Below are 21,500 nucleotides of genomic sequence, written 5' to 3'. Positions count from 1 at the left end.
ATTATCCTTTCTTTTCATCAAAGTATGCTTGCATCATTTCAATAAAATCTTGGGCACATTGCGTTAATTCTGCATCCTCTCGTTTCACATACACCATGCGATTATCCGTTTCTTCTTTCAAAGGAATCACAGTAATCCCGTGCACACTATGGCTATCTAAGAAACCGGACCCTGTTGCATAGGCGTCTGTCCGCTCCAAAATACCATTTAAGGTCGCACGGTCTGTCACATCAAAGGTTACTGAGGAATCAGACGTATCAAAGAAATTTTCAGAGTAATAGAGATACTCCTCTTTCTCTTGCGTGAACCGAACTGTTGGCAAACCGACTAAATCTTCTAGCTCAATTTCTGTTTTCTTAGCTAAAGGATGGCCCTTGCGAATATAGAGATGTGTTTGAAAATGAATCATCTCAACAGCCTCTAGATGTAACTTAGCTAACTTCTGTAAAATCCCTTTCGTATTGCGATGATTGAGATAAATAATCCCCAACTCGCTATATCCTTGAGCTACCTCATCTAAAATTTGTACCGTGGTCGATTCAAAAATGCGAAAGTTGGCATACTCAGGGTGAGCAGCAGAAAATTCTGTAATGAGTGGAGNCAAAAAATCATAGTGCTGACTAGAGATTGAAAATTCGACCTTCTCTTCTTCTGGTTGCAAATAGAGATTCTCAAACGAGTCGAAGCCTTTTACCAATTGCTGTGCTTTTTCGTAAAAATCCATTCCTCGTCGCGTCAAAAAAGCCCCAGAACTGGTCCGATTGAAAATTTTAAAGCCTAATTCCTTCTCTAAATCACGCACAGAGATCGAAAGACTTGGTTGTGAAACAAACATTTTTTCAGCTGCCTCACGAAAAGTTCCACTATTGGCAATCGCTACAACATAGCGCAATTGTTGAATATTCATATCATACTTCCTTCTTTTGCTTGCTTTATTATACCACAAAATCCCCTTAACAAACACGCCTTACCAACTAAAAACAGGCCATGGAGCCTGTTCTATTATCTAACTACTGAAATCTTCTTCTCCAACCAAGTAACTAAAAATTCTTGCGCTAGGCTATTTGAATAAATGGCTGCGCGTGCTTCTTCAGGTGTGAACCAAGTTGCTTTCCCAATTTCATAGTTACAGTTTAATGCTGCAGCTTCCTTGACGCAACAAGCAACATTTAACATCAATACATTGTTCTTCTCATAAAAACGGCTCGCATTGAAACAAATATCTGTCACCTCTAAACCAGTTTCTTCAGCAACTTCTCGACTGACAGCCTCTTCTAAAGCCTCCCCACGGCCTACATAACCTGCAACAAGAATATTTTGTTTCATGCCATATTGCTGGATGAGTAAAATATGTTCCTCACTGTCGTCGTATACAATTGCTGACATGGCAACATTGTACTGAAGGAATCGAAAAGCTTCACAATTCTCACAATATGGGATGATGCCTTCATGTTCTAGTTCTTTTGGAATCAATTTTGTTCCACAATCAATACAATAACTCATCATATTTCTTTTCCTTGGAATTTATTTTACCACAATCCAACTCAAAAAGGATAAAAATAATGAGCTTCCTGATTTCTCAGAAAGCTCATATTTCAGCTTTTATAGCCTTATTTTGCGATTGGGTAAACAGATACTTGTTTCTTATCGCGACCTTTACGTTCGAAGCGTACAACGCCTTCTACTTTGGCGTAAAGTGTGTCATCTCCACCACGACCTACATTAGCTCCTGGGTAGATTTTTGTACCACGTTGGCGGTAAAGAATAGAACCACCTGATACAGTTTGGCCGTCAGCAGCTTTCGCACCAAGGCGTTTTGCTTGTGAATCACGACCGTTTGATGTTGAACCTCCACCTTTTTTGTGGGCGAAGAGGTTTAATTGAGCAAGATTCAAGTTTAACATAATGTTATTCCTCCAAATTTATGTGATGATAGTTGTTATACTACGTGCTGATTAAGCGTTGATAGCGTTGATAACAACTTTTGTATATGGTTGACGGTGACCTTGTTTTCTGTGGCTACCTTTTTTAGGTTTGTATTTGAAAGTTACAACTTTCTTTTGTTTTCCTTGTTTTTCAACAGTTCCAACTACAGTAGCGCCAGATACAAGTGGAGTACCGACAATAGTTTTCTCACCACCAACAAGAACAACTTCGTCAAAAGTTACATCTTGACCAGCTTCAACGTTCAATTTTTCAACGTAGATAGCTTGACCAACTTCAACTTTAACTTGTTTTCCGCCAGTTTTAATGATTGCGTATGTGCTCATTATGCACCTCCTATGATTTTTGTGGGTTTCCCCAAGATTGTGAAGACTCGCCTAGTACCGTGGGGCGAACCACTTAAACGGTAGTCGTGCGGTTGCACAGGGTGTGCATAGTCAACTCAGTAATTATATTACATTTTATAAAAAAAAGCAAGAAAAACTTGCTTTTTACAATTCAAAGGCTCTTTGATGTTGCTTATTTGGTAAAAATACTGAAGCGATAATGCCGATAAGAGTTGGCAATAGCCAAGCCAATGATTGATTTCCAAGCGGCAAAGAGTGAATGCCATCTATGAGCGCTGTCCAACCAAACTGGCCTGCTAACACTTCTATAATAGAAAATATAGTCACAAATCCAACTGTCGCTCGCATTCCATAAAGGGACAAAGGCACCACTTTATTGACTAAGATGATTAGGACAATCGCAATCGTAATTGGATAGAGAATCAACAATGCTGGAAGTGAGTAAGCAATAATCTTACTTAATCCAAGGTTAGCAATAGCAAGGCCAATCAGTGTAAAGATGGTCACATAGACCTTATATGATAACTGTGGAAACCGCGTTTCAAAATATTCAGCAGTCGAGACAATAAGGCCAACCGTTGTTGTGAAACAAGTGACTACCATCATCGCCGCCAAGAAAATTTGCGAACTTGGACCAAAAATAGAGTGAGTAGCTTTTGTCAGCACATAGACTCCTTTGTTAGCATCCGACGCCATTACATCAGCAGGAATAGGAAAGTGATTACCTAGATAAGCCAAACCAATATAAAGAACTGAAAATGCCACAGTCACTACTGCTCCAACACTCCAAATGGTGGACATGTATTCTTTTTTATCTTTAAAACCAAGTTGCTTCATAGTATTGACTGCAACGACACTAAATGCAACAGCGGCAAGAGCATCTAAAGTATTGTAGCCTTCGATAAAGCCGGTTCCAAATGCTTGGTTATCCATATAAGCGTCACTTGCCAACATCGGAGGCTGATGACCGTATTTCCCGATACCTAAAATCACTAAAATGATAATCAAAAAGGCGAAGATAGGAGTCAAAATACGACCGACACGGTCTAGGATTTTTGAAGGATTTAGTGAAATCCAATAGGCAGCAGCAAAATACAAAACTGTAAAAAAGAATAAAGCTATGGGAAGATGACTCTTGTCCAAAAGAGGAGCAATCCCTACTTCAAACGAAGTAGTCGCTGTTCTTGGAATAGCAAAGAACGGACCAATAGCTAAATAAAGAGCTACAAGGTAAACCGTTGCAAACATCGGTGAGACCTTAGCAGAAATTTCATCATCGTATCCTTTAGGATTCATCATTCCCAGAATAAGTGTGAGAACAGCAATCCCCACACCAGAAACAATAAAACCTGAAATAGCTGGCCAAAAATTTTGACCTGAAAGCACGCCAAGCGCTGGAGGAAAAATCAGATTTCCTGCGCCAAAAAAAATCCCAAACAGAAGTAGGCCTGTCAGTGCACCTTTTTTCATAATAATCTCCTAAATAATATATTATTTGACTAGTCTACCACAAAGAATAAGAGTAGGAAAGATTTTTGCTCAATAGAGATTGTCCAAACAATAATCTCCTTAAAAGTTAGAAGCATCACATATAGATAATCGTAAATAATTTTTTTACTACTAATTCTCTACTGGCTTATTTTGATCTTGACTCCTGATGCTTCTACTCGCTTCGCAATCTTTTCAAAATAGTGAATGGGCTTATCAGGTTGAGTAGTCATGACATGATAGATTTCTTGATTCTCATGGTAACGATAGGCTGTTAAATAATATCCGTTTTTCTCATAAAAACTTAAGCGCTTCTTTCTCTGCAAAGCATTGTCAGCAGTAAAATCTAACGGTTCAATCGTCACATAAGAAGGTCTCTCACCTGCTTTTTTAGCAATCGCAGATAGTATTTTTCCTCCGCAACCTTGCGATTGCATCTCTGGAACAACCGCCAAAAAAATGGGATAATAAACCTCCTTAGAAGATAAACTAAAGGTAAATCCACAAAAAATTCCATCTAGATAATAAGCAAAAAAATCAGCACGATTTAACATTGCAGTACTTGTCATCCAAAAATAAGGCAGTCGCTCCACCGCAGGAAAACTATGTTCATATAGCTTCTTAACCTTCCAGTATACAGGAGTCAGAGGTTGAATTTTTTTTGAGACAAACGTAGAACTTTCAGTCATATTGTTTTCCTTTAGAGTAAATTGTCAATCAATCGTGACAAATCATCGCTCTCATCTTCTAGGGCTGTTATTTCCAAGATACGCACCCCTGCCACTGCTCGTTCAACCAGTCCTTCTACGTCTAAACGCTGTTCATATTGCTCAACGTTTTTAATCTTCGGATTCGTTTTAGGACGATCGGGTGCAAAAATAGTACAGCAGTCCTCAAAAGGCTGAATTGAAATATTAAAAGTATCAATCTTCTCGGCAATCTCAATAATTTCCAACTTATCCATGGTCACAACAGGACGAATCACTGGAGTATTTGTCACTGCATTGATAGCCTGCATTGATTCCATTGTCTGACTGGCAACCTGACCCAGACTTTCGCCATTGATAATCACCAGTCCTCCACGTTCCTCTCGAATACGGTCTGTAATGCGCATCATAAAACGACGAGTAAGGGTCATGAGATAGGCTTCTGGAGCTTTTTCTTTGATTTCTTCCTGAATTTCCGTAAACGGCACTTCGATGAAGGTAATATTCCCGCCGAAGGCAGTCAATTTGCGTGTCAAATCCTGTGCTTTTTTCAGTGCGCCTGGACTTGTATAAGGTGGACTAGCGAAATGCACTGCCTCGATATCGACACCACGTTTGAGAGCCAAGTAACCTGCTACAGGAGAGTCAATTCCACCAGATAACATCAACATACCCTTACCTGCGGTCCCAACTGGTAGACCTCCTGCACCTCTTATTTCTTCATGAGAAATATAAGCTGCGTCCGAACGAATTTCCACCCGTAGAGTAATGTCAGGCTTTTTCATTTGAACTTGCACATTTGGCAAGACATCAAATACAGCATCGCCCAAGACTTGGTTGAGGTCACGACTATCCAATTCAAAGCTATGGTCACTGCGGCGGGCTGCAACTTTAAAGGTCATTCCCTCCTTATAAATATTCTGCATAATAGTCTGAACTGCTTCCTTCAAAGCTGGAACAGTTTTTTCGATTCGGTAAGAAGGAGCAAAATTTTGAATCCCAAAAATCTTTTTCAACGATTCAGACACTTCTTGGTAATCTGCCCCGTGAAGATAAACATGACCACGGTCTCTATCAAAGTAGACCGTCACTTCTGGATAAATCGCCAGTGCCTCTTGGATATTTTTACGGAGTTTGTTGATGAAACGCATCCGGTTTTTTCCCTTCGTAGACAATTCTCCATAGCGAATCATAATTTCTGAATACTGCATCTTATCTCACTTTCTTGGTATTAGCGTAAATCTGTTTAAAAATTGTTAAAAATTGCTCTACTTGTCCCATATCGTTGTCATCATCGATACTAATACGCACAGCTGTTTGAGCGATTTTTTGCGGTACTCCCATCGCAATTAAAGTACCAGCTGGCTTACCTGCTTTGGACGAGCAGGCTGAAGTGGTTGAAATATAAATTTGATGTTCCTCAAATGCATGGACAATCACTTCGCCACGAACATTTTTTATACCAAAGGTCAAAATATTAGGGACAAAATGGTCTATCTGAGAAAAAATGGTGACATCTGGATACTTCGCCAACTCATCAAACATCACCTGTTTCATCGCGAATAAGCGTTTTTGGCTATCTTCAAATTTATCCGTCAAGAGACGAAGAGCCTTCGCTGTCGCAGCGATACCTGCAACATTTTCTGTTGTTGAACGTTTATCAGACTCTTGGCCTCCACCCGTCAGCAAGGGCGTGATTTTCTTGCCTTCCTTAGCGTAAATAAAGCCTACACCACGAACAGAATGGAACTTGTGACCTGAAAACGTCGCAAAATCGACACGGTCCGTTACATATTCTTTAAGAGAGACCTTGCCTATTGCCTGTACCGCATCCACATGGAAGCTAATCGTTGGTTTATCAGCTAATAACTCTGAAATAGCTTGAATTGGCTGAATGGAGCCAATTTCATTATTCACCCCCATCACCGAAATCAAAATCGTATCCGGACGGATTAATCCTGCTAGTTTATCAACATCTACAAATCCTTCTTTTGTCACGGGTGCCAAATCGATCTCAAACCCTTGTGTTTTCAACCAAAGGGCTGATTCCTTGACTGCAGGATGTTCAATACTGGAAACAATCAAGTGTTTTCCAAGGCGAGCCCTCTCAAAAGCAACTCCTTTAATCACCCAATTATCTCCTTCAGTCCCACCAGAGGTGAAAAAGATTTCTGAAGGTTTCTTTCCCAATAACTCTGCAATTTGCTTGCGTGACGCCTCCAAAATTCGAGTGGATTGACTACCAAGATTGTGCAAACTTGAAGGATTCCCCCAAATTTTTGTTGCAACTTCTGTGTAGGTTCTTAAGACATCTGGATAAACCTGTGTTGTTGCCGCATTGTCAAAATATATCATTCTTCTTACACTTTCTACCAGTATTTTCTTTCTAACACAATAGTCCTATTTTATCACGTTTTCAAGACAGATGCCACTCATTCTTATTGGAGGCCCACCATCTACAATCAAGACACAATGTGATTATTATAAAACTGCTCTCAAACCATCCAAGTCATCTTGAGTAGTGGACCAACTGGTCGCTAACCGAATGACAGTTCGATTGGCATCATACTTTTCCCAGAATCCATATACGACACCTGCCTCAGTTAATCTATTCAGCATGTCATTGTCTACAATGATAAACTGTTGATTGGTCGGAGATTGTAGAAAAAAGGAATAGCCTTTATCCAGGAGAATCGTCTTTAATTCTTCTGCCATTTCAATCGCATGCTTTCCTAACTCTAAATACAGATTTTCCGTGAATAGTCGATCGAATTGTACTCCTACAACACGTCCTTTTGCTAAAAGTGCCCCGTGTTGTTTCACTATAGAAACAAAATGTTTTGGCTGATTTTGTTTGGTAAAAACAATTGCCTCACCAATCAAAGCCCCCATCTTCGTTCCCCCGATGTAAAAGACATCTGTCAATTCTGCTATAGTTGGCAAATCTACATCTGTCCTATCAGCTGCTAGACCGTATCCCAATCGCGCGCCATCAAGAAAGAGTGGAATACTGTATTCTCGACAAACACGAGATAGTTCTGTCAACTCTTGCTTACTGTACAAAGTGCCATATTCTGTTGGATGTGAAATATAAACCATCCCTGGAAAGACCATGTGTTCATGATTGGCATCAGAGTAAAAAGTCTCCACATACTCTTTCACATCAGAAGCAGAAATTTTTCCATCAATATGGGGCAAGGTCAATACTTTATGACCAGAAAATTCAATAGCCCCTGCTTCATGTGAAGCAACATGTCCTGTTTCTGCTGCAAGAACTCCTTCATAGGAAGCCAACATTGAAGAAATCACTACTTGGTTTGTCTGGGTTCCACCAGCTAGAAATGTAACTTCTGCTTGTGGACACTGACAAGCCGTCCTAATTTTCTCAATAGCACTTAGGGTATATGTATCTGTTCCATAGCCAGATAGCCCCTCATTATTTGTCTTCACTAAAGCTTCTAATAAAGCTGGGTGAGCACCTTTGTTATAATCATTTTCAAAATGTAACATAACCTTCTCCTTGTCTCAATCTTTTACATATTTTATCAAAAAAATACAGATTCTGCTCTCATGCAATATGTCGCATTTCAACTCTATCATTTTTCCAGCAGATACCCACACTTTGAGATGATAAGGCTAAGTAAAATAAGCTAGCCATTATAGCTCAAAGCCACAAAAAGATGACCTATCGAGGTCATCTTTTTCCTAATTCAATCAATCCGTCCTGAGGGAATCGAACCCCCATCTCAAGAACCGGAATCTTACGTGATATCCATTACACTAAGGACGGAAAGAGAGAAGCTAGGACAATGTCCAAGCTTCTAAAATCATTTTTCAATGATGATTATAATTCGATGTCACCGAACAAGTCAGCCATTGAGAAACCAGTTTGTGTTTCTGGCAATTCGAAATCACGTTTTGCTTCACGTTTTGGACGACGTGCTGGACGTGATTGACGTTTTTCACCTTCTTCGCCTGCATTTTCTTCACGTGCTGGACGCTCTTCCAATGCTTTGATAGAAAGTGACACACGTTCGTCAGCTGCATTGACTTCAAGAACTTTCACAGTTACATCTTGACCAACAGTCAAAGCATCTTTTGGATTTTCAACACGTTTGTGTGAAATTTGCGAAATGTGAACAAGTCCATCAATACCTGGCAATACTTCAACGAATGCACCGAAATCAGTCAAACGTTTCACTTTGCCTTCGATAACATCACCAGCAGCAAGTTTTTGCTCAACGCCATCCCATGGTCCAGGTGTTGTTGCTTTCAATGAAAGTGATACACGACCTTCTTCTTCATCGATTGCCAATACTTTTACTTCAACATCTTCACCAACAGTTACAACTGATTTAGGTGAAACGTTACGCTCATGTGACAATTCAGTCAAGTGAACCAATCCATCCACACCACCAAGGTCAATAAAGGCACCAAAGCTAGTGATACGGGCTACTTTACCAGTTACAACTTCGCCAACAGACAATTTGCTGAATACTTCAGCACGAGCTGCAGCTGCAGTTTCTTCGATAACTTCACGACGTGAAAGGATGAAACGGTTTTCAGCTGGATCAACTTCTTTGATTTTTGCGTCAAATTCTTGACCAACAAAACGTTCAGTATTACGAGTGAAACGGCTATCGATCATTGAAGCAGGAATGAATCCACGAAGACCTTCAAATTCTACTGACAAACCACCTTTTACAGCGCGAGTCACTTTTACGTTTACCACTTCGCCTTCACGGCCAACCAATTTGTCCCATGCTTTGCGTGCTTCTAAACGTTTTTTAGATACAAGATATGTAACAGTGTCAGTATCTTTACCAACAACTTGACGAAGAACAAGCAATTCAAGTGTTTCGCCAACTTTAACAAGTTCGTTGATATCTGCATTGCGGTCGTTAGTCAACTCACGAAGAGTCAATACACCCTCAACACCAGTTCCAGCGATTGCCACGTTAGCTTGACCAGCATCTACTGTCAATACTTCCGCAGTTACCACATCACCAGGTGTAACTTCATTTACACTGTTCAACAAATCTTCAAATTCGTTCATTAAAAAAACCTCCGACATCAGCTAGCCCCATTGCTAGACTGATAAAAATATATTTTATTTAAGGCACACGCAAGGACAACATTATTTAGCTTCTTTGACGAATTAGGATTACTCCTAATACCTTGACTGGGGTAGCTGGATTCGAACCAACGCATGAGGGAGTCAAAGTCCCTTGCCTTACCGCTTGGCTATACCCCAAGGTGGATACTGTACAACTTCTTCAACCTTTGAAAGAAATTGAACTCGAGATTAATTTCCTAGGAAAATAGATAGACTTCCTTGAGTGAGTAACACTCAGCGTCAGTCTCCTAATTTTCTACGGAAATTTCTGGCATGCCAGACCATCTCTCGTATCTTAATGGAGAGAGAGGGATTCGAACCCCCGAACCCGAAGGAGCGGATTTACAGTCCGCCGCGTTTAGCCTCTTCGCTATCTCTCCACAATACTAACAGTCACTATTTTAGCACAAAATAGCAACCATTACAAGTGTTTAATGACTTAAATTGTAATTTTCAATAATATTTCCGACAGCTTTTTCTAATTTCTTATAAAAACTTTCGGTATTTCCGTTCTTTACAACTGCAAATTGATTTTCTGCGATTTCTGCAATCTCACCAATTACTTTTTTTCCAATACTCAATTGATAACCGTCAAAATTTTGCCCATTGACTTGTACCTGACTATCTTCAATTTGAATTTCAATTTTTTTATCTTTTTTGCTCATCTTTTTACCTCACTTCCACCATTTTACCGAAAAAGAAAAAAGCTTGCAAGAGCAAGCCCTTCTTTTTAATCAATTTTAACAATCCATCCTTCAGGAGCTTCCACATCACCAAATTGAATTCCGGTCAATTCATCATACAAGCGACGCGTAACAGGACCGACTTCTGTCTCACTGTAGAAAACATGGAAGTCATCTCCATGCTGTACTCCTCCGATAGGAGAGATAACAGCCGCCGTACCACACGCTCCCGCTTCAACAAATTTATCTAAATCATCGAGAAATACATCGCCTTCAATCGCCTTCATTCCTAAACGGTGTTCTGCCAAGTAAAGGAGTGAATATTTTGTGATAGACGGTAAAATAGATGGACTCAGCGGTGTTACAAATTCATTATCTGCAGTAATTCCGAAGAAATTCGCTGAACCGACTTCTTCAATCTTAGTGTGCGTAGCAGGGTCCAAATAAATGACATCTGAGAATCCATTTTTCTTAGCCAGCTGTCCTGGAACAAAGCTACCAGCATAGTTTCCACCAACTTTAGCTGCACCGGTTCCATGTGGAGCTGCACGGTCGTATTCATCTTGAATAAGGAAATTAGTAGGTTGCAAGCCACCTTTGAAATAGTTTCCAACAGGCATCGCAAAGACAGTGAAAATATATTCATCTGCTGGTTTCACACCAATGATATCTCCGATTCCAATTAAGAGAGGACGAAGATAGAGAGTCCCGCCGCTACCGTAAGGTGGTACAAAATCTTGATTTGCTTTCACAACTTGTTTACAAGCATCAATAAACATTTCTTCAGGCACTGGCGCCATCATCAACCGATCTGCTGTACGTTGTAGACGTTTGGCATTTTGGTCTGGACGAAAAAGTTGAATCGAACCATCTTTTGTTCGATAAGCCTTTAGTCCTTCAAATGCCTGCTGTCCATAATGCAAGGATGGAGAGCTTTCAGAAATATGCAAGACTGCCTCTTCTGTTAATTCCCCTTTTTCCCATTGGCCGTTTTTATAGTAAGCCAAATAGCGATAAGGTAATTTCATATAAGAAAAGTCAAGGTTTTCCCAATCAATCGTTGCTGCCATCATTATCTCCTTTACTTATCCATTTTATTATAAAAAATATTGTATCTCTTTTTTTACAAAAAATCAAGGAATTTTCAGAAAATTCTATATAGTTTGGATTTTTTATCATCCATGAAGAGGTTTCAGTTTTTCAACCAACAATTCTTATCAACAGAAAAAAGAAGTGGAATCCACTTCTTTTTCGTTATAATTCAAGATTTTGAATCGCTTGAGCAACTGCTAATTGATCCTTCGCAATCAAATGAATACGTGACTGAATATCTTTGATTCCCATCTCAATATTGCGACTCAACGCCATATCCGTTAATTGAGGTTCAAAGAAAACCTTGTATTCCGCTAAGCGCTCTTCTGTTTTGAAGGTATTGGAAGGGATAACCACAAATTTGTCAAAGCTCATATCACCGCCAAGTGCTGCTTTGATCCAATCCCAATCAGTCCGCGCCCATGCCCACACTTTTTCTTGTGCAAATGGTTTGCCAAGGAAATTCAAGTACCACGTCGCCAAATCTTGTGGCTTAATGATATCCTTGTTTTCAAAGGCAGTAATCAATGTATCGAGAACGGCTTCTTGTTTCGTCTCAGCCAATGCTGCAATCAGTTGACGTTGGAAGGCTCCGTCATTAGTTTGGATATACGTATCCAACAACAGGTCTGTTAACTCTTTGCTTTCCGCATGTTTCACTTGGTTTGTCAATACATCCGCACGGATGGCAGCTGGAATGCTGGCTATATTTTCTTTATGTGCATCGAAAATAGCTTTTGCTTTCTCAATAGCATGTTCTTGGTCCGCATACAGCGTAAAGGCTACTGCAAATTCACGAAGTAATTCATCTTCGTCTGTTTCTCCTTCTTTTCTCTCAAAACCAAGACGTTCAAAATTTTTGGCAAAAATATTAGCAACCATTGATTTGAAGAGTGTCTCTTCTTCACTGTCTTCATCGATAAATCGTTTCAGTCCACTAAGAACTTGTGCGATAGCACCTAATACAGCTGAATCTGTTTCTTCTGTCAAACCAGCAACAAGTGGAACCAATTCGCTGTAAGAAATCACGCCACTTTCTGCCAAGAAACGACGTTCTTGCAAGACTTGTAGTTTAGAAATCTTATCCAGATTATTCCAGTTTGCTAGGAGATTATCCAGTAATTCGCCTTGGTAAGCCGTTAGGTAATGAGCTGTATTTCCTGTGTTCAACTGCAGAGCTTCACTATCTTGACTTGCCAAAGCACTAAAGTTCGGAATGACTAATTTTTCATCTGTTAAGGTATCAGGTAAACCAGCCCAATTACTATTAAGCGGTACTTGCCATAAACGTCCCTTCTCTTCATGCTCTCCAATGAAGAATTGCTCTTGTGACAAAATGAGTTGATCATTTTCAACGGTTGCCGTTACAAGTGGATAACCTGGTTGTTCCAACCAAGAGTCCATAAATCCAGCTACATCACGTCCAGAAGCTTCAGAAAGGGCATTCCACAAATCACGACCAACGGTATTACCATACTGATGACGCTCAAAGTAAATTTTGAGACCAGAGCGGAAGTCTTCGTCTCCCAACCAACGACGAAGCATGTGCATGAGGCGACTGCCTTTAGCGTAGACGATGGCTGCGTCAAATAACGTATTGATCTCATCAGGATGATTAACCTCTACGTGTACAGACTGAACGCCATCTGTTGCATCCCGCTTCAAGGCTGCTTGGACACCACTTGTTTGGAAATCTTCAAAGATATTCCAGCTTGGTTCAATCGCATCGATTGCCACATATTCCATCATGTTTGCAAAGGACTCGTTGAGCCAGAGGTCATCCCACCACTTCATTGTCACAAGGTTACCAAACCATTGGTGAGCCACTTCGTGCGCAATGACAAGGGCAACTTGTTGACGGCTGGATACGGTTGAATTTTCATCCACAAGTAGATAGACTTCACGATAAGTCACCAAGCCCCAGTTTTCCATGGCTCCAGCTGAGAAATCTGGCAAGGCAACATGAAGACATTGTGGAATAGGGTATTTGACTCCAAAGTAATCTTCATAGAACTCAATCACACGCACAGCAATATCCAGTGAAAAATCCAATTCACTAAGTTTGTGTGCTTTTGTCGCATAGGATCCAACCAAAGTACCATTTTTCGTATGAGCTGTTTTTCCGTGCAAGTCTCCAAGGGCAAAGGCAAGCAAGTAAGAGGACATACGTGGAGTTGTATCAAAAGTCCAGATACCTGTTTTCTTGCGTTCTTCACTCTTAATTTCAGGCATGTTGGACAAGGCTATTTCGCCTTCTTCTTGGTCAAATTTCACTGAGAAGTCAAACGTTGCTTTCGCTTCAGGTTCATCGACAGATGGGAAGGCTTCACGCGCAAAGTGACTCTCAAACTGGGTAGAAATTACTTCTTTCTTCACACCATCCACTGTGTAATAAGATGGATAAATACCTGTCATATTGTCCGTAATGCGACCTGAAAACTCGAGATCAAGTGCAATTTCACCAACTTCTGGTACTTGGATATGTACAACCTCATTCTCATCATCCATAGTAAAGTCTAGAGTTTGTTCACCAATGACTACTGAAGCAATGGTCAAATCTTTTTGATGAAGGGAAATTGTCGTCTCTTTCGCTTCTCCCTTAATGGTTACACGACCAGCAAAGGTCTTGCTTGCACGGCTCACGTCTAAGAACAACTCATAGTGTTCAGGCACAAATTTTTCAATCAAACGATGTACACTCGTCATAATGTCTCCTTTTCTTTTTTTCTATTCAATGCCATTGTAACACAAAAAGACAAGATGGAGTATTTCCAACCCTGTCTTTCTCCATTTATTTCATGGCAACTCTGAATACTCCCTGATCTGAAATCTTATCTGAAATAAAACTTCCATTACTTGTCCGCTCAGAAATACTCAAATTGGTCAAATTGATTTCTTCGACTTGACCTGTCGTGGAGGTGACTTGCAGGATTTGTTGCTTCTCTTCTACTTCTGTCGCAAATAAATCAAATTCTGCTCCGCCATTTTCAGCTAAGACAGGACCTGCTACGAAGACACGGTGAGGTTTTGATTTTAATTCCCGAAGGACTTGAAGACCGCGGCCTGCACGTTTGGCAACAGGAATATCGGAAATCGCCATCCGTTTCAAACTACCGCGCTGCGTCAAGAGATACATGGTCTTGGTGTTGGCAATGAAGGCAGCCTGTACCACATCATCATCTTTCAGATTAATAGCTTTCACACCCGCTGCCTTGGCCCCAATCACAGGGACTTCTTCGATATTGAAACGAAGTGCGTAACCATTATGCGTCACAACCATCACATCATCTAAAAGAATCGGAGAAACGGTCACAACACAGTCATCATCATCCTTTAACTTAGCATACTTGAGGGATTTAGATTTATAGGTCCGCCATGGTGTAAATTCCTTGCGCTCAAAGCGTTTGATTTGACCCAATTTCGTCACAGCAAAATAAGTCTCGCCACCAAATTCATCGACAATCTCAGCATAGATGACCTCTTCATCTGTCGCAAAGGTGGTAATGGTTTGCGACAAGTGTTCCCCGATATCTTTCCACCGAATATCTGTCAATTCGTGAATCGGACGATAGATAACATTTCCTAGATTGGTAAAGAGGAGTAAATGCTGCGTTGTCTGAGCGTTTTGTAAGAAGATAAGTTCATCTTCCTCCCGTTTCCCAATTTCTTCAATCGTTGAAGAATTGAAAGAACGTGGACTAGTCCGTTTGATGTAACCACCACGTGTCACGCTGACAAAGGTTTCCTCTGCTACAATCAAGCTAGCTGTGTCAATCTCAATCGCCTCTGCTTCCATCTGCAATTCAGAACGACGTGGATTGCCAAAGACTTTCTTCAATTCACGGAGTTCCCGTTTCATGACATTGTACATGGTCCTCTCATCTCCGATAATGGCTGTCAGCATGGCAATCTTATCGCGCAAATCAGCCTCTTCATTTTCCAATGTCACAATGTCGGTATTGGTCAAACGATACAGTTGCAGAGTCACAATCGCTTCTGCCTGCTCTTCTGAAAATTCATAGCTAACCTTCAGATTTTCCTTGGCATCTGCCTTGTTTTCCGACGCACGGATCAATGCAATGACTTCGTCCAAGATGGAAATCACTCGAATAAGTCCCTCAACGATGTGAAGGCGTTTTTCAGCTTTTTCCTTGTCAAATTTTGAACGGGCTACGATAATATCACGACGGTGGGCAATGTAGCTAGATAGCATCTTTTGCAAACCAACCTGACGCGGCGTGAAATTATCAATCGCTACCATGTTAAAGTTGTAATTGATTTGCAAGTCTGTGTATTTGAACAGGTAGTTCAAAATCGTTTGTTCATCCGCATCCTTCTTCAGCTCAATCGCAATCCGCAAACCATCACGGTCTGATTCGTCGCGCACTTCTGCAATACCAGGTACCTTATTATTGACACGCACATCATCGATTTTCTTGACGAGATTGGCTTTGTTGACTTCGTAAGGAATCTCCGTGGCAACAATCTGCTTCTTGCCGCCTTTGAGGTTTTCGATTTCTGTCCGCGAACGGACGACAACTCGGCCTTTTCCAGTTTCATAGGCCTTGCGGATTTCATCAGCCCCTTGGATAATGGCTCCCGTCGGGAAATCAGGGCCCGGCAAGAATTCCATCAACTTGTCCAACTTAGCAGACGGATGGTCTATCATATAGACAACCGCATCGATGACTTCTGCCAAATTATGCGGTGGAATATCGGTCGCATAACCTGCTGAAATACCTGTCGCACCATTGACCAATAGATTTGGAAAGGCTGCTGGTAAAACAGTCGGTTCTTTCTCCGTATCATCAAAGTTCCAAGCCCAAGGCACGGTATTTTTGTCAATATCTTGGAGTAGGTAACCCGCAATTTCAGATAAGCGAGCCTCTGTATAACGCATGGCAGCCGCAGGGTCACCGTCCATTGAACCATTGTTCCCATGCATCTCAATCAGGGTTTCACGGTTTTTCCAGTCTTGCGACATCCGAACCATGGCATCATAAATCGAACTGTCACCATGCGGGTGGAAATTACCCATGACATTACCCACAGACTTGGCGGATTTACGGAAGCCTTTTTCAAAAGTATTGCCATCCTTATTCATCGAATAAAGGATGCGGCGCTGAACAGGTTTCAACCCGTCACGAATATCAGGCAGCGCCCGCTCCTGAATAATGTATTTGGAGTAGCGACCAAAGCGCTCTCCCATAATATCCTCGAGGGATATATTTTGAATATTAGACATAATTAAGATACAAAGGGACGTTTCACGTACGAAAGATTTCGTAGAAAAATAGGAAAACTAATAACCACGCTTGCGTCTAGGTAGGTTTATCTTTTTTCCTAGAAATTTAGTCCCGTGTTCAGTTAGGAAACTAGCTGAACATTCCTTTCTTTGTTTCTCTGGGTTCTTCTCCTAGCCGGAGTAGCTTTTTAAAATTATTATTTTTTACTAGTCTTGGCTCGCTTCGGTCACCGAAATCATTCTTTTTTACAATTCTTCTGTCTTATACAGATGATACCCCTCATAATGATAAGAAGCATCCACTCCTTTAAAGAAGGTTGCTTGACTCATATCATCCGTCAAGGAATTTAATAATAAATACTTGAGCTCTCCTGTTGAAATAGGACTGCGTTTCATGGCATTAAGATACTCGTCTTTATCAATCTGATTCCAGTCTACGATTTTCCCCAGTTTATCCCGCAACATATTGTCTAGCCAAATTCGCATCGCACGCCCATTTCCCTCACGAAAAGGATGAGCGACATTCATTTCTGCATATTTGTCAATAATCTCATCAAAATTTTCATGGGGAAGAGTGTCCAGATAGTGCAGAGACTGCTTCAAAAACATACGAGGAGCAAACTGAAAATGATCCTTAGCAATATTAACATCACGAATGTTGCCAGCAAACTCATAAATATCTGAGAAAAGTGCTTTATGAATAGCAGACAGGCCTGCAAACGTCCCAATTTCAAACTCAAACAGCTGACCACTCTCAAACAGTTCTTTCGCTCTCAACTTCGTCATGCGTTCTTCTTCACGCGCAAGCTCTGCTGAATTGGTCAAACCTAATTTATTTTCAAGTACCATATTCTTTCCTTATTTCCTATATTGGTAATGTGTCTTCCGCCACTCCATATAGTCTTTCAAGTCTGATTGGACTAATTTCCAGCAGATTCCTAAGACAACAGCATCATCTGAATACCCCAAGAGTGGAATAAAGTCTGGCAGACCATCAATTGGGGACAGGAAATAAATCAAAGCACTCACTACTGCTAATAAGGTGCCAACTGGTACTTCTTGGTATTCCTTTTTGAAATAATTTCGCAAGAGAGAAAGAAGGATAGGAAGCTCCTTTATTTCTCTCCCCAATAAAGGAACCTGCTTTAGCTTTTGCTCCAATTTCTGAAGAAATCGCTCTATCTTATCAGGTTCTCTGAGCAATTCCTGAGCTTGTGCATAGCCCTGCTCCAATTCAATGCGCGCACGCTTTTCCTTAAACCAAGGAAGATTGAGTTTTGTTTTCATATACTTTTACCATTTGAAAAAAAGAAGTCGTTATTGTGTCGCTTTCGAGATAATTGACTTCGAGGTATCTTGCTGCCAAGCACAAGTATTCTATTCCTTAAAACACAGTATTTTCTTCCAATGTAAACTTGACATTGTCTTCAATCCATTTACGGCGGGGCTCGACTTTGTCGCCCATGAGGACATTGACGCGGCGTTCTGCACGGGCAAGGTCTTCGATGGTCACACGGATGAGGGTACGGGTTTCGGGATTCATAGTCGTTTCCCAGAGTTGATCGGCGTTCATCTCACCGAGACCTTTGTACCGTTGAAGCATGGCCCCTTTGCCAAATTTCTTCCGTAGGTCTTCTAACTCACCATCAGTCCAGGCATATTCAACCACTTCCTTAACTCCCTTACCTTTGGACATCTTATAAAGTGGTGGGAGGGCGATATAGACATGCCCTGCTTCTACCAAGGGACGCATATAGCGGTAAAAGAAGGTCAACAGCAAGGTCTGAATATGAGCGCCATCTGTATCCGCATCGGTCATGATGATGATTTTGTCGTAATTGCTATCTTCTACATTGAAATCGGCCCCAACACCCGCACCAATCGTGTAAATCATGGTGTTGATTTCTTCGTTTTTGACAATGTCACTCATCTTGGCCTTGGCTGTATTCAAGACCTTACCACGCAGTGGCAAAATGGCTTGGAACTTCCGGTCACGTCCTTGCTTAGCAGAACCACCGGCGGAATCCCCTTCGACTAGATACAATTCATTTTTCTTCGGATTTTTAGACTGGGCAGGTGTTAATTTTCCTGACAACAAGCCTTTATCTTTTTTATTTTTCTTTCCATTCCGCGATTCGTCACGCGCCTTACGAGCAGCTTCACGGGCATCACGCGCCTTGATGGCTTTTCGAATGAGGTTAGAAGCTACTTCCCCATTTTCTAAGAGGAAGAAGGTCAATTTTTCAGACACAATCCCATCGACAATCGGACGTGCCAGTGGTGAACCCAATTTATCCTTCGTTTGTCCTTCAAATTGCAAGTGTTCTTCTGGCACAAGGATGGACAGGATAGCTGACACCCCTTCACGGTAATCAGAGCCTTCCAGATTTTTATCCTTCTCCTTGAGTAAGCCAGTCTTGCGAGCATAGTCATTCATGGCCTTGGTAATGGCTGATTTCAGGCCTGTCTCATGCGTTCCTCCATCCTTGGTCCGGACATTATTGACAAAGGATAGAATATTGTCTGAGAATCCATCATTATACTGAAGCGCTACCTCCACTTGGAAACCTTGGTCTTCTCCAGAAAAGAAAATAACAGGTGTCAAGGTTTCCTTGTCTTCATTCAGATACTCAACAAAATCTTGCACCCCATTTTCATAGTGGAATTCTTCATGCAATACCTCATCAGGTCGCAAATCTGTCAATGACATCGTCACATTTTTTAATAGAAAAGCAGATTCCTTCAGACGTTCAGAAATGGTGTTGAATTTGAAATCAGTCGTTGAAAAAATGGTCGCATCTGGCATAAAGGTAACCTTGGTCCCAGATTTCGACTTGGGTGCTGTCCCAATTTTCTTCAAGGTCGTAACAGGCTTGCCTCCATCTTCGAATCGTTGCTGGTAGACAGTTCCTTCACGTGTAATCTCTACCTCAAGCCAGCTAGACAGGGCATTAACCACCGAAGAACCAACCCCGTGCAGACCGCCTGACGTCTTATAACCACCCTGGCCGAATTTTCCTCCGGCATGGAGAATGGTGAAGATGACCTCAACCGTTGGAATCCCCATGGCATGTTTACCGACTGGCATTCCACGACCGTGGTCTGAAACGGTTAAACTACCATCTTTATTAATCGTAACATCAATACGGTCACCAAATCCTGACAAGGCCTCATCGACCGCATTATCGACAATTTCCCAGACAAGGTGGTGAAGACCCGTCCCATCTGTTGAGCCGATATACATCCCAGGACGTTTTCGAACTGCATCCAACCCTTCTAGCACTTGAATGGCATCATCATTGTAATTATTTACTGTAATTTCCTTTTTAGGCATACTAAACTCCTCTAGTTCATCCTAACTATCTTACCAAAAAATCCCTAATCGCGCTATCCTTAACCTTTTTTTTACCGTGCTCGTCCCCTCATATCATCCGCTGTATCAGAAAAAAATCTTGTTTGCCTCACCGAATTAAAACACTCTATGTTATAATAAAAGAATGTTAATGAATGTATTTTGTTTAATAATTGCCTACCTTTTAGGTTCCATTCCCTCTGGATTGTGGATTGGACAAATCTTCTTTCATAAAAACCTGCGCGACTATGGTTCAGGAAATACAGGTACAACCAATACTTTTCGAGTGTTAGGTCCAAAAGCTGGCGTGATTGTCTTTATCATTGACTTCTTAAAGGGAACAATCGCAGCACTTCTCCCCGTCCTGTTCCATTTAAACGGCCTGTCCCCTATTGTTTTCGGACTAGTTGCCGTGCTAGGTCACACTTTCCCTATCTTTGCTCAATTTAAAGGGGGGAAAGCTGTTGCAACTTCTGCAGGTATGTTGATGGGGTTTGCTCCATTATTCTGTCTTTATTTGGTTGTCGTCTTTGTTGCTACTCTTTATCTGTCCTCAATGGTCTCTTTATCAAGTATTGTTGCTTCTGGATTTGCGATTTTGGGTGCCATTATCTTCCCAGTTTTTCACTTTATTTTGCCAAGCTATGATTGGATTTTTACTCTGATTGTCCTATTTCTTGGAACATTTGTTATCATCCGTCATCAAGACAATGTAGCGCGCATTCGACAAAAATCTGAAAATCTTGTCCCTTGGGGATTAAACCTCACTCATCAGAATCCAAAAAAATAGTTAGTAGAGGTCTACTAGCTATTTTTTCATATACTCATAACCCAATTTTTAATCGTTTCTGCCATCTGACATCCTCACTCATCAAATCTGGTTAGGTGATATTGCTCAATCAAGGCATTGAGTTTGCTTGCATAGTGGGTGTCAGTTGCGTAACGTCCTTGGAGATAGGCAGTCGCATCTTGGTAGGATTTAGTACGACTTTTCCATGCACCCGCATAATAGTCAGAATCCCATGAAACACCATTTTTAAGCAGACTAGCATTATCTTCTAAGGAACGATGGTAAGTCGGATATTTACGAAAATCTGCCATAACCGTATAGAGCTTGCCTGTCCCATCATCTTCCTTCGTTTCAATCTGATAGGACTCTCCGTGGTACTCTCCCTTCACGCCAAAAAGGTTGTTAGCTTCTTTGGTCAATTGACTTTTTCCCCAATCACTTTCTAAAATGGCTTGTGCGACCATGACAGATGCATATAAGTCATTCTCCCCAGCAATTCTACGAGCAGAGTTTCCAACAATCTCAATAAATTCCGTATGGTTGGCTTTTTCAAAAGCCTCTTGCTCAACATGAAGGGTCCATGCTTGATACAATCGGATGCCTCCAAACAGAAGCAAAACAAGTGCTCCAAAAAGAATGAGTCGATTCCGTATGGATTTTTTTAGTTTTTTTCGCTTCTTTTTTGTTCCTTTTTTGGAAATAGAGGCTTTTTTCTTTGTTACTTTTTTTCCCATAT

General features: G+C 41.1%; 19 protein-coding genes, 3 tRNA genes and 1 other annotated feature. Of the genes, 1 reads left to right on the top strand and 21 read right to left on the bottom strand.

Annotated features, from left to right (window positions below; all coding sequences use genetic code 11):
* Window position 1: 1 nt before the first annotated feature.
* The 20 genes from A3I9_RS0105975 to parE form a co-directional block, all read right to left on the bottom strand.
* Window positions 2–907 (bottom strand): LysR family transcriptional regulator, encoded by a 906-nt coding sequence (locus tag A3I9_RS0105975; protein WP_018378137.1) that lies wholly within the window; start codon window positions 905–907, stop codon window positions 2–4.
* Window positions 908–1,002: 95 nt separating this feature from the next.
* Window positions 1,003–1,503 carry an NAD(+) diphosphatase gene (locus tag A3I9_RS0105970; protein ID WP_026217359.1) on the bottom strand — a complete coding sequence of 167 codons (501 nt, stop codon included), beginning with the start codon at window positions 1,501–1,503 and terminating at the stop codon, window positions 1,003–1,005.
* Window positions 1,504–1,610: 107 nt separating this feature from the next.
* Window positions 1,611–1,904 (bottom strand): 50S ribosomal protein L27, encoded by a 294-nt coding sequence (gene rpmA, locus A3I9_RS0105965; RefSeq protein WP_018167286.1) that lies wholly within the window; start codon window positions 1,902–1,904, stop codon window positions 1,611–1,613.
* A gap of 51 nt (window positions 1,905–1,955) precedes the next feature.
* Entirely contained in the window at window positions 1,956–2,270 is a 315-nt protein-coding gene (rplU, locus tag A3I9_RS0105960) for a 50S ribosomal protein L21 (RefSeq protein ID WP_018378135.1), read from the bottom strand.
* 33 nt (window positions 2,271–2,303) lie between these two features.
* Window positions 2,304–2,374, bottom strand: a sequence feature (ribosomal protein L21 leader region).
* A gap of 61 nt (window positions 2,375–2,435) precedes the next feature.
* A complete protein-coding gene (gene brnQ, locus A3I9_RS0105955) occupies window positions 2,436–3,764 on the bottom strand; it encodes a branched-chain amino acid transport system II carrier protein (protein WP_026217358.1) in 1,329 nt (442 codons plus the stop codon).
* Between the two features lie 155 nt (window positions 3,765–3,919).
* On the bottom strand, window positions 3,920–4,468 hold the full coding sequence (locus tag A3I9_RS0105950) for a GNAT family N-acetyltransferase (RefSeq protein WP_018378133.1): 549 nt from the start codon (window positions 4,466–4,468) through the stop codon (window positions 3,920–3,922).
* A gap of 11 nt (window positions 4,469–4,479) precedes the next feature.
* On the bottom strand, window positions 4,480–5,697 hold the full coding sequence (thiI, locus tag A3I9_RS0105945; RefSeq protein WP_018378132.1) for a tRNA uracil 4-sulfurtransferase ThiI: 1,218 nt from the start codon (window positions 5,695–5,697) through the stop codon (window positions 4,480–4,482).
* A 1-nt stretch (window position 5,698) separates the two neighbouring features.
* On the bottom strand, window positions 5,699–6,841 hold the full coding sequence (locus A3I9_RS0105940) for a cysteine desulfurase family protein (RefSeq protein ID WP_018378131.1): 1,143 nt from the start codon (window positions 6,839–6,841) through the stop codon (window positions 5,699–5,701).
* Window positions 6,842–6,967: 126 nt separating this feature from the next.
* Window positions 6,968–7,996 carry a threonine aldolase family protein gene (locus A3I9_RS0105935; protein ID WP_018378130.1) on the bottom strand — a complete coding sequence of 343 codons (1,029 nt, stop codon included), beginning with the start codon at window positions 7,994–7,996 and terminating at the stop codon, window positions 6,968–6,970.
* Between the two features lie 208 nt (window positions 7,997–8,204).
* Window positions 8,205–8,276: transfer RNA gene (locus tag A3I9_RS0105930), tRNA-Arg, on the bottom strand.
* A gap of 54 nt (window positions 8,277–8,330) precedes the next feature.
* A complete protein-coding gene (rpsA, locus tag A3I9_RS0105925; RefSeq protein ID WP_018378129.1) occupies window positions 8,331–9,542 on the bottom strand; it encodes a 30S ribosomal protein S1 in 1,212 nt (403 codons plus the stop codon).
* Window positions 9,543–9,668: 126 nt separating this feature from the next.
* A tRNA-Gln gene (locus A3I9_RS0105920) sits at window positions 9,669–9,740 on the bottom strand.
* A 161-nt stretch (window positions 9,741–9,901) separates the two neighbouring features.
* Window positions 9,902–9,982 (bottom strand) — tRNA-Tyr (locus A3I9_RS0105915).
* A gap of 51 nt (window positions 9,983–10,033) precedes the next feature.
* Entirely contained in the window at window positions 10,034–10,267 is a 234-nt protein-coding gene (locus A3I9_RS0105910) for a DUF2969 domain-containing protein (protein WP_018378128.1), read from the bottom strand.
* A 65-nt stretch (window positions 10,268–10,332) separates the two neighbouring features.
* Window positions 10,333–11,355: a branched-chain amino acid aminotransferase gene (locus A3I9_RS0105905; RefSeq protein ID WP_018378127.1), complete on the bottom strand. Its 1,023-nt coding sequence runs from the start codon at window positions 11,353–11,355 to the stop codon at window positions 10,333–10,335.
* 184 nt (window positions 11,356–11,539) lie between these two features.
* Complete coding sequence (locus tag A3I9_RS0105900; RefSeq protein WP_018378126.1) at window positions 11,540–14,083, bottom strand: M1 family metallopeptidase; 2,544 nt, start codon at window positions 14,081–14,083, stop codon at window positions 11,540–11,542.
* 85 nt (window positions 14,084–14,168) lie between these two features.
* On the bottom strand, window positions 14,169–16,622 hold the full coding sequence (parC, locus tag A3I9_RS0105895) for a DNA topoisomerase IV subunit A (RefSeq protein WP_026217356.1): 2,454 nt from the start codon (window positions 16,620–16,622) through the stop codon (window positions 14,169–14,171).
* 246 nt (window positions 16,623–16,868) lie between these two features.
* Entirely contained in the window at window positions 16,869–17,471 is a 603-nt protein-coding gene (gene fic / locus A3I9_RS0105890; protein WP_018378124.1) for a protein adenylyltransferase Fic, read from the bottom strand.
* A gap of 9 nt (window positions 17,472–17,480) precedes the next feature.
* Window positions 17,481–17,909 (bottom strand): YkvA family protein, encoded by a 429-nt coding sequence (locus A3I9_RS0105885; RefSeq protein ID WP_018378123.1) that lies wholly within the window; start codon window positions 17,907–17,909, stop codon window positions 17,481–17,483.
* Between the two features lie 97 nt (window positions 17,910–18,006).
* On the bottom strand, window positions 18,007–19,956 hold the full coding sequence (gene parE / locus A3I9_RS0105880) for a DNA topoisomerase IV subunit B (RefSeq protein ID WP_018378122.1): 1,950 nt from the start codon (window positions 19,954–19,956) through the stop codon (window positions 18,007–18,009).
* Between the two features lie 163 nt (window positions 19,957–20,119).
* Between parE and plsY the strand changes: the two genes are divergently transcribed.
* On the top strand, window positions 20,120–20,764 hold the full coding sequence (gene plsY / locus A3I9_RS0105875; RefSeq protein WP_026217355.1) for a glycerol-3-phosphate 1-O-acyltransferase PlsY: 645 nt from the start codon (window positions 20,120–20,122) through the stop codon (window positions 20,762–20,764).
* 74 nt (window positions 20,765–20,838) lie between these two features.
* Here plsY and A3I9_RS12540 read toward each other — a convergent pair whose 3' ends face one another.
* Window positions 20,839–21,498 carry a glucosaminidase domain-containing protein gene (locus A3I9_RS12540; protein WP_018378120.1) on the bottom strand — a complete coding sequence of 220 codons (660 nt, stop codon included), beginning with the start codon at window positions 21,496–21,498 and terminating at the stop codon, window positions 20,839–20,841.
* Between the last annotated feature and the right edge of the window lie 2 nt (window positions 21,499–21,500).

The organism is Streptococcus ovis DSM 16829 (genome assembly GCF_000380125.1).
GTDB classification, from domain to species: Bacteria; Bacillota; Bacilli; order Lactobacillales; family Streptococcaceae; genus Streptococcus; species Streptococcus ovis.
This window is presented reverse-complemented; position numbering and strand designations above follow the sequence as displayed.